Source organism: Streptomyces sp. NBC_01410, assembly GCF_045040195.1.
Classification (GTDB): Bacteria; Actinomycetota; Actinomycetes; order Streptomycetales; family Streptomycetaceae; genus Streptomyces.
The window spans coordinates 264,936-277,314 of record NZ_CP109530.1 but is presented as its reverse complement, the minus strand read 5'-3'; the positions used below and the strand labels follow the sequence as shown (position 1 = coordinate 277,314).

Annotated in this window: 12 protein-coding genes and 2 pseudogenes; 9 read left to right on the top strand and 5 right to left on the bottom strand. The window is 68.6% G+C overall.

All coding sequences use genetic code 11. The features are described 5' to 3' along the window. The first annotated feature begins 172 nt into the window (after positions 1–172). The 6 genes and pseudogenes from OG741_RS01295 to OG741_RS01270 form a co-directional block, all read left to right on the top strand. A complete protein-coding gene (locus OG741_RS01295) occupies positions 173–904 on the top strand; it encodes an urease subunit gamma (RefSeq protein ID WP_405594207.1) in 732 nt (243 codons plus the stop codon). Then, positions 888–2,705, top strand: a complete 1,818-nt coding sequence (locus OG741_RS01290; RefSeq protein ID WP_405594205.1) for an urease subunit alpha — start codon at positions 888–890, stop codon at positions 2,703–2,705. Before OG741_RS01295 ends, OG741_RS01290 begins: the two co-directional genes overlap by 17 nt. 79 nt (positions 2,706–2,784) lie before the next feature. Beyond that, the gene (locus OG741_RS01285; RefSeq protein WP_405594203.1) at positions 2,785–3,459 is read left to right on the top strand and encodes an urease accessory protein UreF; all 675 of its coding nucleotides are present in this window, start codon (positions 2,785–2,787) and stop codon (positions 3,457–3,459) included. 26 nt (positions 3,460–3,485) lie between these two features. Then, a complete protein-coding gene (ureG, locus tag OG741_RS01280) occupies positions 3,486–4,181 on the top strand; it encodes an urease accessory protein UreG (protein ID WP_405594200.1) in 696 nt (231 codons plus the stop codon). After that, complete coding sequence (locus OG741_RS01275) at positions 4,178–5,140, top strand: urease accessory protein UreD (RefSeq protein WP_405594198.1); 963 nt, start codon at positions 4,178–4,180, stop codon at positions 5,138–5,140. Before ureG ends, OG741_RS01275 begins: the two co-directional genes overlap by 4 nt. A gap of 393 nt (positions 5,141–5,533) precedes the next feature. Continuing rightward, positions 5,534–5,710: pseudogene (locus tag OG741_RS01270) on the top strand (transposase); the annotation flags it as partial. A 265-nt stretch (positions 5,711–5,975) separates the two neighbouring features. On the opposite strand, the gene OG741_RS01265 reads toward OG741_RS01270, so the two are convergent. From OG741_RS01265 to OG741_RS01250, 4 genes are all read right to left on the bottom strand, one after another. Next, entirely contained in the window at positions 5,976–6,749 is a 774-nt protein-coding gene (locus tag OG741_RS01265; protein ID WP_405594196.1) for a polysaccharide deacetylase family protein, read from the bottom strand. A 271-nt stretch (positions 6,750–7,020) separates the two neighbouring features. Further along, a complete protein-coding gene (locus tag OG741_RS01260; RefSeq protein WP_405594194.1) occupies positions 7,021–9,345 on the bottom strand; it encodes an ABC transporter permease in 2,325 nt (774 codons plus the stop codon). Then, the gene (locus OG741_RS01255; RefSeq protein ID WP_405594192.1) at positions 9,342–10,028 is read right to left on the bottom strand and encodes an ABC transporter ATP-binding protein; all 687 of its coding nucleotides are present in this window, start codon (positions 10,026–10,028) and stop codon (positions 9,342–9,344) included. Before OG741_RS01255 ends, OG741_RS01260 begins: the two co-directional genes overlap by 4 nt. Beyond that, positions 10,025–10,549 carry a PadR family transcriptional regulator gene (locus OG741_RS01250; protein WP_405594190.1) on the bottom strand — a complete coding sequence of 175 codons (525 nt, stop codon included), beginning with the start codon at positions 10,547–10,549 and terminating at the stop codon, positions 10,025–10,027. The genes OG741_RS01255 and OG741_RS01250 overlap by 4 nt, the downstream gene beginning before the upstream one ends. A 250-nt stretch (positions 10,550–10,799) precedes the next feature. Here OG741_RS01250 and OG741_RS01245 point away from each other — a divergent pair, with 250 nt between their 5' ends. Both OG741_RS01245 and OG741_RS01240 read left to right on the top strand, forming a co-directional pair. After that, the gene (locus tag OG741_RS01245; protein WP_405594188.1) at positions 10,800–11,147 is read left to right on the top strand and encodes a hypothetical protein; all 348 of its coding nucleotides are present in this window, start codon (positions 10,800–10,802) and stop codon (positions 11,145–11,147) included. Further along, positions 11,144–11,305, top strand: coding sequence for a hypothetical protein (locus OG741_RS01240; RefSeq protein ID WP_405594186.1), 162 nt, complete (start codon positions 11,144–11,146; stop codon positions 11,303–11,305). The genes OG741_RS01245 and OG741_RS01240 overlap by 4 nt, the downstream gene beginning before the upstream one ends. 92 nt (positions 11,306–11,397) lie before the next feature. Here OG741_RS01240 and OG741_RS01235 read toward each other — a convergent pair whose 3' ends face one another. Continuing rightward, a complete protein-coding gene (locus OG741_RS01235; RefSeq protein WP_405594184.1) occupies positions 11,398–11,790 on the bottom strand; it encodes a nuclear transport factor 2 family protein in 393 nt (130 codons plus the stop codon). Between the two features lie 127 nt (positions 11,791–11,917). Between OG741_RS01235 and OG741_RS01230 the strand changes: the two are divergent. Beyond that, positions 11,918–12,087, top strand: a pseudogene (locus tag OG741_RS01230) (IS5/IS1182 family transposase); the annotation flags it as partial. Between the last annotated feature and the right edge of the window lie 292 nt (positions 12,088–12,379).

The window sequence follows — 12,379 nt, the reverse complement described above, 5'->3', positions numbered from 1 at the left end:
ACGGGATCCTGCACCAAGTGAGAGGGGATCGAGGACATCAGAGGCGTGTCTTCTGGCGCCGCCTATATCCCTATTTCACTCCTTTGGTGGGGTGTTTCTCCCCTGTCTCGTTTGTCCTGCCGTCGATGATCAACCTGCGGCATCCGGCGCCAGCACGCATCACGCTGCCCTCGTGAGTCTTCGCCGCCCAGGTCAAGCGATGAGTAGGAAGGGGGACTGTATGCACCTGACTCCGCATGAGCAGGAACGTCTGCTGGTCCATGTCGCGGCGGACGTTGCCCAGCGGCGCCGTGAGCGGGGGTTGCTGCTGAACTATCCCGAGGTCATGGCGCTGTTGACGGCGCACGTGTATGAGGAGGCCCGGGACGGTGCGACGGTGGACTCGGTCATGGAGTCCGGCCGCTGTGTGCTGAAGCGCAGCGAAGTTATGGAAGGCGTCGCGGAGATGATCGCCAACGTGCAGGTCGAGGCGACGTTCCCGGACGGGACGAAGCTGGTGACCATTCACGATCCGTTCGACGAGGCGGCCGAGGACGTGGATGTCCATCCGGGCAAGCTGGAGCTTCGTCCGGACGACGAGGATTCCGCGGTGGAGTTCAACGAGGGCCAACAGCCCGTGGAACTGCTCGTGAGCAACCCGTCGGACCGCCCGATCCAGATCGGCTCGCACTATCACTTCGCCGAGGTCAACGAAGGTCTCCTCAAGGTCAACGAAGGTCTCTGCTTCGACCGGAAGGCGGCACACGGCATGCGGCTGCACATTCCGTCCGGGACCTCGGAGCGATTCGAGCCGGGTGACGAGCGCACGGTGCAGCTGGTGCCTATCGCGGGGGACCGCATCGTCAGGGGACTTCAGGCCGGGAAGAGCGAAAAGGATGTGCACCTCGATGCGCGGCGCGACTGAATATGCGAGCCCTCTGAAGCGGTCCACGTACGCCGAGCTTTACGGCCCGACAACCGGCGACCGGGTCCGGCTCGCCGACACCAACCTCGTCATCAGGATCGACGAGGACTGGAGTGGCGGGCCCGGTCGCAGCGGCGATGAGATGGTCTTCGGCGGCGGCAAGGTGATCCGCGAGTCGATGGGCCAGTCGCACGTTCCGCGCGACGATACCCGGACGCCGGTGGACACGGTGATCACTGGTGCGCTGATCCTGGACCACTGGGGCGTGGTGAAGGCCGACGTCGGTCTGCGCGACGGCCGGATCCAGGCGATCGGCAAGGCGTACAACCCGGAGACGATGTCACCAAGGCCCAACAACCACGAACGTGCATCGGACTTCGTCGTCGGGCCCGAGACGGAGGTGATCTCCGGCAACGGGCGGATCCTGACCGCGGGCGGCGTCGACACCCACGTGCACTTCTTGTGCCCCGAGCAGATTCACGAAGCACTCGCGTCGGGTGTGACCACGCTGATCGGCGGCGGCACCGGGCCCGCCGAGGGCAGTACCGCCACCACCGTGACACCCGGCAAGTGGCACATCCAGCGGATGTTCGAGGCGCTGGACTCCTGCCCGGTCAACATCGGTCTGCTCGCCAAGGGCAGCACGGTCTCGGAGAAGGCGCTGCGCGACCAGGTCGGCGCCGGCGCCCTCGGTTTCAAGATCCACGAGGACTGGGGTGCCACGCCTGCGGTGATCGACGCGGCTCTGAGGGTGTGCGACGAGACGGGCGTTCAGGTCGCCCTGCACGCCGACTCGCTGAACGAGTCCGGGTTCGTGCAGCACACCCTCGCCGCGACCAAGGACGGCAAGGGGAAGTACCGCAGCCTGCACGTCTTCCACGTCGAGGGTGCCGGCGGCGGTCACGCACCCGACATGATCAGCCTGGTGGGCGAGCCGAGTGTGCTGCCCGCGTCGACGAATCCGACTCGGCCTTTGACGGTCAACACCGTCAAGGAGCACGTCGACATGATGATCGTGTGCCACCACCTCAATCCCGAGATCGAGGCGGACATGGCGTTCGCCGATTCCCGGATCCGGCCGTCCACCATGGCTGCCGAGGACCTGCTGCACGACATGGGCGCCATCTCGATGATGTCCTCCGACGCGCAGGCTATGGGCCGCATCGGCGAGATGATCATGCGGACCTGGCAGACCGCGCACGTTATGAAGTCCCGCTACGGACACCTCAGCGAGGACACCTCCGAGGCGGACAACTTCCGGGCCCGGCGCTACATCGCCAAGTACACGATCAACCCGGCCATCACCCACGGAATCGACGACGAGGTCGGCTCCGTGGAGACGCGCAAGCTCGCGGACCTGGTGCTGTGGGAACCCAAGTTCTTCGGTGTGAAGCCGCACATGGTCATCAAGGGCGGCCAGATCGCGTACGCGCAGGTCGGTGACGCCAACGCGTCCATTCCGACGCCGCAGCCGTTCCTGCCGCGCCCGGTGTGGGGGTTCAGTGGCCAATCTCCAAAGAACAACTCCTTCAACTTCGTGCCGGAGTTGGCCGTCGAGGGCGAGCTGTCCCGGATCGGCCTGCTCAAGCCGCTGCGCGCGATCAAGTCCACGCGCCAGGTGACCAAGGCCGACATGGTGCACAACGACGGCCGGCCGGAGATCGTCATCGACCCGGACACCTTCGACGTCACCATCGGCGGCGCCACCACGTCCGACGTACGCACCACGGTGAACGGGCAACAGATCGGACGGCACTACGCCACCGAACTGCCCATGGCCCAGCGGTACTTCCTGTTCTGATCCCGCTTTCCCCGTTATCGGCTTGGCCGCTCCTTCTGGCCGGGCCGCCTGTCTCCGTGAAAGGCGGGCCACTGCCCCCATGAGCCGTGCTGCCCTGCTCGTTCTGGCCGATGGCCGCTTTCCCGCCGGCGGGCATGCCCACTCCGGCGGTGTGGAGGCCGCCATCGCCTCTCACGGCGTGTACGACACGGCAAGTCTGGAGGCGTTCTGCCGGGGGCGCCTGCATACCGCCGGGCTGACCGCGGCAGGGCTCGCCGCCGCGGCCGCCACCGGATACGACCTTCTGATGCTGGACGAAGCCGCCGACGCCCGCACGCCCGCGCCGGCGCTGCGACAGGTCGCCCGCAGGCTCGGCCGGCAGATGCTGCGGGCGGCGCGCGCCACCTGGCCCTCGCCCGACCTCGACCGGATCGCCCGCGTCCTGCCGCAAGGAGCGCACCAGCCGATCGTCCTCGGCATTGCGGCCCGCGCCGCAGGCCTGACGCCGTTCGATGCCGCGCAGTGCGCCGCCTATGAGAGCGTCAGCGGGCCGGCGACCGCAGCAGTACGACTGCTGAGCCTCGACCCGTTCGACGCGACCGCCCTCCTGGCGCGGCTCGCCGGTGAACTCGACGAGATCGCCCGAACCGCAGCCGCCGCGGCCGATCACCTCGCCACCGAAGGCGTCGGCGCGCTGCCCGCCGCGTCCTCACCGCTGCTGGACATCACCGGCGAGCAACACGCCGCCTGGAGCGTCCGCCTCTTCGCCTCCTGACCTGCCCCTGCCGACCTGGAGTCGCCGTGCACCTCGACCATCCCGCCACCATGCCCCACCGCCACACCCACAGCGCCGATGCGCTGCACCCCGACGGCAGCCGCCGCGCGCTGCGGGTCGGGCTCGGCGGGCCCGTGGGCTCGGGCAAGACCGCGACCGTCGCCGCGCTGTGCCGTGCACTGCGGAACCGGCTGTCCATCGCCGTGGTCACCAACGACATCTACACGCGCGAGGACGCCGAGTTCCTGCGCCGCGAGGCCGTGCTGCCGCCAGAACGGATCACCGCCGTGGAGACCGGCGCCTGCCCGCACACCGCGATCCGCGACGACATCTCCGCCAACCTCGAAGCGGTCGAGCAGCTGGAGCAGACACTTGGGCCGCTGGACCTGATTCTCATCGAGTCCGGAGGGGACAACCTCACCGCCACCTTCTCGCGCGGACTCGTCGACACCCAGGTGTTCGTGATCGACGTGGCCAGCGGCGACGACATCCCGCGCAAGGGCGGGCCCGGCATCACCACCGCCGACCTCCTCGTGGTCAACAAAACCGACCTCGCGCCGTATGTCGGTGCCGACCTGGACACCATGGCAGCCGACGCGAAGAAGCAGCGCGGCATTCTGCCGGTCGCCTTCACCAGCCTCGCCTCGGCCGACGGGATCCGTCCCGTCGCCGACTGGGTCACTGGGCGTCTGGCCGCGTGGCGCGCCGGGACTGCCGCGTGACTGGCACCACGCAACTACCGGCCACGACACGGGCACCAGCCGGCCACCGGCCGGGCACTGCTACGAAGGGCGAGGCGGACAACAGGCCGGCTGACCAGACGGCCTCCGCGGTTCAGGCGCACGCGCCCGGCACCCACCTCGGTGCCCAGAACCGCCCACCCGAGGACCACACCTCCGTCCCCCACCCCACCGGCGTCCGCGCCACCGCCCGTATCCGAGCCGCCCACAACGGCCGCACCACAACGCTCCCGCTCCTGCACAGCGACGGGCCCTTCCACCTGCGCCGCCTGCGAGCCCGTGACGGGCGGGCGCGGGTCAGCGTGATCGGGGCCATGAGCGCACCGCTCGGCGGGGACCGCCTCGAACTCGACATCACGGCCGAAGCGCGATCCGAGCTGGAGGTGACCACGGCCGCCGCCACCATCGCACTGCGCGGCTCGACCACCGCCCCGGCCACCTACGACGTACGGCTCACCGTCGGCGAGAACGCATCCCTGAACTGGCTGCCACAGCCGTTGATCAGCACCCGAGGCAGCACCCTTCACCAGTCCTACACCGTGGAACTCGCCTCCACCTCCCGCCTGCTGCTGCGGGAAGAACAACTACTCGGCCGCACAGCCGAGCCCCCCGGTCATCTCTCCACCCGTCTGACCGTGCGAAGCGACGGCCAACTGCTCCTCGACCAGCACACCACATACGGTGACCCGGCACCGGCCTGGGACGGCCCTGCAGTCCTGGGCGGTTACCGCGCCACCGGGCAACTCCTCGTCGTTCACCCCGAGCTAACCGCAGATCAAAAGGCATACGTCTTCGGTGACGACCCGGTGGAGGGATGCGCCGTCCTCACCTCTCTTGCCAACGGGCCGGGACTGCTCGCCACCGCCGTCGCAGCCACACCGGCTCACCTGCGCCGCCTCCTCGACACGGCTATCGCACACGCACTGATCGCGCAAGCATGAGCGGCCGACGCGATCGAGCGCCCCCGGTTCTGAGTAGCTCTTCGTTTTCACAATCAACCTGGGCTGCCTGTCTCGTCCGGAGCCACCGCATGTCCTCGACGAGGTGCATGGGGCAGACCGCCTTCGAAGAGTTCGGTCTCCCTGCCTCGGCGTGAGCACACGGAGGTTGAGGCCAACCCTCACGAGGAAGGACCCGCCGCCGGCGGGTCCTTCTGTCGCTACTCGGGCCTACGCGGCCACGTCCAGGGCAGCGTCGACCCCCGGTGGGTCAGGTGGCGTCGGCGAGGGCCTGGCGGCCCGCGGTGGTGACGCGGAAGAAGTACCCGTGCGTGCGGTGTTCACCGCTAGTTCCCGCCTTTGCGCTTCCTCTGAGTTGAAACCGTCCACGCCCATGGCCTGCGCCATTGCCGCTACCGCGGCCTGGCAAAGACGCACGTCCAACACGTGCTGACAGCCGCCGGAACCAACATCATCCGCCTCAGCGAATGCTTCTCGCGCGGCACCACACCGGCTTCTCCGCCACGACCACTCAGTCACTTCCAGCGGCTCTGTCAAAGGCTGACGGCCTAAAGATCACCAACAACATCCAGAAGCTGCGCCAGAACCGGTTGAAGTGAACGAAGCCAGCCTGTGCTCGACGTCAGTTCCCATGTCCAGTCGCCCATGGGATCGAGGTGATCACAGCATGTCCTTGGGGTCGAGCTTGCTGCCGGGCGGAATACGAGGTTTCCGTCCTCAAGGCGTATGACGAACGTGATGCCCTCGCCCTTTGGCCCGCGCCCGCCGCGGTGGACAGGCGGTGTTCCGAGGCGCTCGGCAGGTTCCCTAGTGGCTCTCAGGGGCGGTACACCTCACCGGGGTTGGCCTTGCCGGGCGCGAGCAGCTCGGGCACGGTGACGAATGTGTAGCCGCGCTTCGTCAGCTCGTCGATGATTCCGGGGACGGCGGGCACGGTTCCGTCGTAGATGTCGTGCAGCAGGATGATGCCGTCGCTCCCGGCCTGGTCGAGGATCCGCTTTCTGATGAGCTCGGAGTCGGTGGTGGAGTAATCCTTGGCGGTGGCGCTCCACAGGATCTGGGCGAGGCCGAGCTCCCGGCTGACGCTGGTGACGTCGTCGCTGGTTCGGCCCTGCGGTGGGCGCATCAGGGTGGGGCGGCTGCCGGTGATCTTGGCGATGGCTTCTTGCGTACGGGAGAGCTCGTTGCGTATTTCATCGGTGCCGAGTTCGTCGAGCCGATGGTGCGACCAGGTGTGATTGGCCACCTCATGGCCCTCGGCGGCGATACGCCGTACGACGTCGGGGTGTTTGACCACGTGGTTCTTGCCGAGCAGGAAGAAGGTCGCGTGAACCTGCTTCTCCTTCAGGGTGTCGAGCAGCTTCGGGGTGTCCTTGCCGGGCCCGGCGTCGAAGGTCAGGGCTATGCACTTGGCCTTCGCGCAGTCGGTGCCGCCTGCGGCCGACAAGGACAGGGGCTTCGCATCCGATCCGCTGTCGCGGGCGGCCGAAGGCGAGGTGGTGTCCATCGAGCAGCCGCCGAGCGTCAGCGCCAGTGCTGTGACGGCGGCTGCGACGGCGGTGACCTTGAACTTCTTCCTGTATTCGGGCATGCCGAATACCCCCCTTGATGGTCGTGAGTGGTGGTCATCGGCCTGCATACGCCGATGCATGCATGTGATGGGTGCCGGTCCTTGCGGAGCGGCGCATTACCTTCCCGATCGCTGACGGGTCGTTGGATTGGTGCCGTCGTGGAGCGTGGAGACCCTCCCGGAGGTCATCTCGGCGGACGGCCGGGTGTGTTCGAGGGGTTGGCGGTCGCGCTCCGGGAGGCCCTGGCGGACCTCCCGGTGCAGATGCCGACCTACCGGGGATCCGTCGGCGTCACTCCGTCCGCAAGCCCTCCGGCCGCATCAGCCGCAGCAGTGGCGGAAGGCTGAGCAGTGTCACCAGCAGGACGATCCCGGCTCCGACCCCGGCCATCGCGGCGACCGGCACCCAGTCGACGGTCACCCGGAGGCTCGCCATCTTTAGCAGCACCGTGCCGAGGGCCACGCCCACGGCCGACGAGAGCAGCAGTGCGAGGGCGACCGGTACCGCGGTCTGCCAGAGGACCGACATACTCAAGGTCGAGCGGCGGGTGCCGAAGGCGACGAGCGCGGACAGGAGTTTCCTGCGTTCGCGTAGCTGCTCAAGCTGGGAGACGAGCAGGCTGGCCCCGATCAGCAGCAGTACACAGGTCGCTCCGATGAACAGTCCGGTGCGGATCGACGTGAAGCGGTGGGACTGCTCGGTGGCCTGGAGCTGGAACAGGGACAGCGTCGGATCGGCCTTGCGGACTGCCGTCCGGGCCCGCTCGGCGGCCTGCGGCACGGACGGGTCCAGCTGGATGTAGATGGACGCCCACTGTCCTCGGCCGAGGCCCTTCGGCACTGCCTCCGTGGTGGCGAGGATGCCGCTGCGTTGCAGACCGTGAGGGTCACGGCGGCTCGTGGCTTCCTTCGCGGATGCCGGCAGGGTCCAAGCGACGGGTTCGAGGCCGCTGTCGTCGCCGATGTGTCCGGCGTAGATCTTCCGGCCGGGTTTCACCACCGCCGCGGTGGAGTCGTCGTTCCAGCCGCCGCGCAGCACGAACGTATCGCCGTCCTTGCAGGAGGGCAGGTACGCCACCTCGCGCAGCGCGTCGCAGCTGCCCATGGTGAGTTTGGCGGTCGTCCTCCACTCCGTCGGGGACGTGGCGAGGTGGGTCTCGCTCAGTGCGATCGCCTCGGCGACGCCCTTGGTGCCGCCGATCTCGCGGGCGATGGCGTCGGCGCGGCCGGCGGCGGCGTCGCCGGCTCCTGCGCTGGCGGAGATCGCGGCGCGCGAGGGGTCGTTGCCCGTGCTCCTGGTATACATGCCCTCGACGCCCGTGAACATCATCTGCAGCGCGATCGCGCCGGCGACCGCGACGGCGATGCCGTTGACCAGCCGTGCTGCGGCGGCGCTGCTCAGCTGGAGCCGCCGCACGGCCAGTTGCCAGGAGACCGGACCGCCGCCGAGCCGTGCCACCGCGGTCTCGACCAGCCAGGGCAGCAGCGCTGTGATCCCGACCAGCAGCATCACCACTCCGGTGCTCACCTGCCAGCGACTGAACCCCCCGTTCTCGTTGCCCATGCCGGCCATCGGGTAGAGCAGTGCGAGCCCTCCCGCAGGGAGCGTCAACCGCCACCAAACCCGTCGCCGAGACGGTTTCGCGGTACGGACCACGCCCAGTGGCTCGATCACGACACTGCGCATGGCCAGCAGCGTCACGGCGACCGCGGCGGCGGGTACGGCCAGCGCGACAAGGGCGGCGAGTGCGGGGACCGGATCGAGATCGCCGGGGAACACGCTCCTCCCGTACAGCTCGATCCCGGACGCCGACTGTCGTGCCGCGGCGAAGAACCCAGCCCCGAGGACCAGCCCGGCCAGTGCTCCGGCGAGGGCCTCGCCCGCCGCGATACGCCGGGTCATCAGGCCGTCGGCGCCCACCAGGCGCAGCGCGGCGAGGCGGCGGTCGCGGCGCTCGCCGCCGAAGCGCACCGCGGCGGCGATGAAGACGGCCACCGGCGTCAGCAGGGCGACGAAGACCAGCACGATCAGCAGGGCCAGGACGGGGTCCATCTTCGCGGTTTCGGCGGAGTCGCCGAAGCCGGTGACCATCTGTCCGCCGAGCTGTTTGAGCGTGTTGCTGCCCTCGTAGTAGGCGAGTTCATCCGGGCCGAGCAGCCCCTCGTCGCCGATGACCGCGGTGACCTTCGCATCCAGCCGCTCGCGAAGCAGCGTCCCCTCGTCCGACGTCAGCAGCTTGTCCAGGGCCGGGGAGACGGCCATCTCACCGGGGGCGGGGAACTTCTCCAGGCCGGGCGGCAGCGGCGCCTCTGAACCCTCCGGCATCAGCAGCCTGCCGTAGATGTCCTCGCCGCCGAAACGGGTGTCTGCCTCGCTCATGAGCAGCGTGTCGTGTCCCTGCCTTTCGCCCGCCGACGCCGTCTGCTCGCTGCGGGCGTCACCGCGCAGATCGCGCGCGGCGAGGGCGCTGGGGATGGCGCTGGTGACCAACAGCAGCGCCACGCCAAGCCCGACGCCGAGACTGGTGAGCAGGGTGCGGGTCCAGCCCTCACGGCCGCCGCCCACCGCGAACCTGGCGCCCATGAGCAGATCGCGCGCCCAGACGCGGGCGGTCATACGGCGCGCTCCATGTCCCGGGACCTGCCGTCGCGTACGACGATCTCGCGGTCCGAGTACGCGGCCACCCGAGCCTCGTGCGTGACGAGGACGACGGCTGCGTTCGTGGACCGGGCGGCCTCCGTGAGCAGCTCCATCACCCGCTCGCCGTTGAGGGAGTCGAGCGCGCCGGTCGGCTCGTCGGCGAACAGCACCCGCGGGCCGGTGACCAGGGAACGGGCCACGGCGACGCGCTGGCCCTGGCCGCCGGAGACCTCACCGGGGCGCTTGGCGGCGAGGTCGTCGACCTCCAGGCGCTCCATCCACTGCAGGGCGGTGCGCTCGGCCTCCTTGCGCTTGGTGCCGTTCAGCCGCAGCGGCAGCGCCACGTTCTCGACGCAGGTCAGCTCGGGCACGAGCTGACCGAACTGGAAAACGAAGCCGAACTCGCTGCGGCGCAGCGCGCTGCGCTCCGCGTCGTTCATGGCCGACAGCTCACGGCCGTCGTAGGTGAGGGTGCCCGAGTCGGGGGTGACGATCCCGGCCAGGCAGTGCAGCAGGGTCGACTTGCCGGAGCCGGAGGGGCCCATGACGGCGACGACCTCGCCGGGGTGGATGGAGAACTCGGCGCCGTCCAGCGCGTTGGTGGGCCCGTAGGCCTTGCGGAGGTTGTCCGCGACGAGCAGGGAGCCGGCGGGGGTCATGCGATCACCGCCTTCGCGAGCTGGTCGAGGCGGGCGGCGGTCAGCTCCAGCCAGCGCAGGTCGGCTTCCAGGTGGAACAGCGCATGGTCGCAGATGAGCTGGTCGGCGAGGTCGCCGCGGCGCTTGCGGTCGGTGAGGATGCGCATCAGCCGCAGATGCTCCGAACGCTGGGTGTCGAGCAGCCCGGCGGCGCTGCGGCCGGTGAGCAGCGCGAGGACGATCTTGGTGTAGAGGGTCGACTGGAGGTACGGCTCCGGCTTCTCGGGCGTGGCGAGCCACTGGGCGACATCGGTGATGCCGGCCTCGGTGATCGCGTACCGCTTGCGCTCGGGGCCGCCGCCTGCCTCTATTCCGTCGACCTCGACAAGGCCGTTCTTCAGCAGGCGGGACATTGTCGAATAGACCTGGCCGTAGTGCAGGGGCCGGTCGTGACCGAACTTCTCGTCGAAGGCGCGCTTCAGGTCGTAACCGTGGCGCGGGCCGGACTCCAGGAGCCCGAGGAGCGTGTGACCGATTGACATGACGCGAACTATACACACCACGTATACGCGATGTGTATACGCGCTATGTAGAGTTGATCTCCGGGGAGCCGTCCGTGCAGGTCAGAGTCAATTTGTCACGATTCAAAGCGGGGGCTGAGGTGCCTGCGCCAGCCCCCTGGGGATCCCCGAGCAGACCGACCCGCGCCGCGCCCACATACTCATCGACGTACCGGTACACCTGCGCTTCAACGAGGACCCGGTCGCCGACCTCATCGTGAGGAAACTCGCCTTGGAGAACGTCTCCTTCACCTGGCGCCGCGCCGGACGCGACACCCTTGTGGTCGTCAAGAAGAAGCTCTGGCCGCCCAAGGCGCTGCGCATCTCCGACCCGGGCATACGCGAAATGCTGCAGAAGATGCCGGAGTCGGCGCCGCTGATCGGCCTCGGGTCTGGCAAGAAGAAGGTCTCCGTCGACCTGGACCACGACTCCCCACACGTGCTGATCTCCGCCGGGACCGGCGGTAAGTCGATGATCCTGCGCTGTCTCACCTGCCATTCATCCACAACGGCGCGCTCGCCTGGGTCCTGGACTACAAGCGGATCTCTCATGTGTGGGCCCGCGGCGTGCCCGGCGTGACGTACTGCCGCGACATCGCCGACATCCACGAAGCACTGATCTACCTCGGCAATGACGGCCGGCGGCGCATCCGTCTTGCGGAGCAGCTGGACGACGACGTCCTCGACACCGAGCCGTGGCGGGTCGGACATCGCCCCTGCGTGCCGGGTTCCGCATAGGGCTGCCCTGGCCGAGATCGGCGACGACCGCACCCGGTTCGCCACCGCCGGGCAGGGAAGGGCTGATGCTTCGTCGAGGGGTGTGAGTTTCGTCAGCTCCAGAACTCGTCGAGCTCGGTCTGGTCTGTCCAGGTCTCCCAGCCCTCCACGATCTTTCCGTCCTGGATATGGAGGATCAGGACGTAGTTCATGTCGAGTGTCTTGCCTTCGCGCGCTGCCGTCACGTGGAGCAGAGCGACCGTGTGGTTGTCGTTCGCGAGCACGTCGTGGATCACCGGCCGGTAGGTGCCGCCGGAGCGCTCGAACTCCTGCGCGAACGATGCGAATGCGGCATCCCGGCCCACATGGTCTCCCGACTGGGGGTGGCGGCCCGGTGTGTGCCATACGACATCGGCGGAGAACACCCGTGCCAGCGCGTCCATGTCGCCTGTGGTGAAGGCCGCGTACGCGTTCGTGAACACAGCGATGTGGGGGTGCTCGGTCATGGTTCGCTCTCCTGGAACTCGGCCCCGGCGGGCCGTCCCTTTTTATCCCACCACGGCTCTGCGCTCCTCACCCGCTGTGGTGGTCCTTGTTGCTGTGCTCGTACGGCGGTGGCGAGGGCGCCCCAGCCGCGGGATCAGGGCTGAGATCCCACAACCCGCCGACCAGATCGCCAACCGCAAGCGCAAAGGCCGCCGCGGCGGCCGCCCTCCTGGCTTCGACCGCGAGGCATACAAGCAGCGCAACACCTCGAACGATGCATCAACCGCCTGAAGAACTGGCGCGGCCTGGCCACCCGCTAACTTCGAGCCGTCGACGGCGAGCACCGCCACCTCGACCAGGCCGGCCTCGGCGCAGAGGCCGAGCACCTGGCCGAAGAGGTCAGCGAGGGCCTCCTGGTGGCGGACCCGGAAGCGGGCGATCGTCGCGTGGTCGGGGCCTGGCTTGCGCAGATCGCCCTGAAGGCGACGTTCTCGCGGCAGCGGCGCTCGATCCCGCGCGAGCTTCGCTCGCCGACGCTGTAGGAGTAGCGAGCAGGGTGAGCATCGTCTTCGGCTCGTGGGCAGCCCGGCCGTGCCCGGCGGAGCGATA

Excerpts from the sequence above, each read along its gene's own strand:
- OG741_RS01290 (WP_405594205.1), top strand. The coding sequence starts at position 888 with ATGCGCGGCGCGACTGAATATGCGAGCCCTCTGAAGCGGTCCACGTAC.
- OG741_RS01285 (WP_405594203.1), top strand. The coding sequence starts at position 2,785 with ATGAGCCGTGCTGCCCTGCTCGTTCTGGCCGATGGCCGCTTTCCCGCC.
- OG741_RS01265 (WP_405594196.1), bottom strand. The coding sequence starts at position 6,749 with ATGCCCGAATACAGGAAGAAGTTCAAGGTCACCGCCGTCGCAGCCGCC.
- OG741_RS01260 (WP_405594194.1), bottom strand. The coding sequence starts at position 9,345 with ATGACCGCCCGCGTCTGGGCGCGCGATCTGCTCATGGGCGCCAGGTTC.
- OG741_RS01255 (WP_405594192.1), bottom strand. The coding sequence starts at position 10,028 with ATGACCCCCGCCGGCTCCCTGCTCGTCGCGGACAACCTCCGCAAGGCC.
- OG741_RS01250 (WP_405594190.1), bottom strand. The coding sequence starts at position 10,549 with ATGTCAATCGGTCACACGCTCCTCGGGCTCCTGGAGTCCGGCCCGCGC.
- OG741_RS01235 (WP_405594184.1), bottom strand. The coding sequence starts at position 11,790 with ATGACCGAGCACCCCCACATCGCTGTGTTCACGAACGCGTACGCGGCC.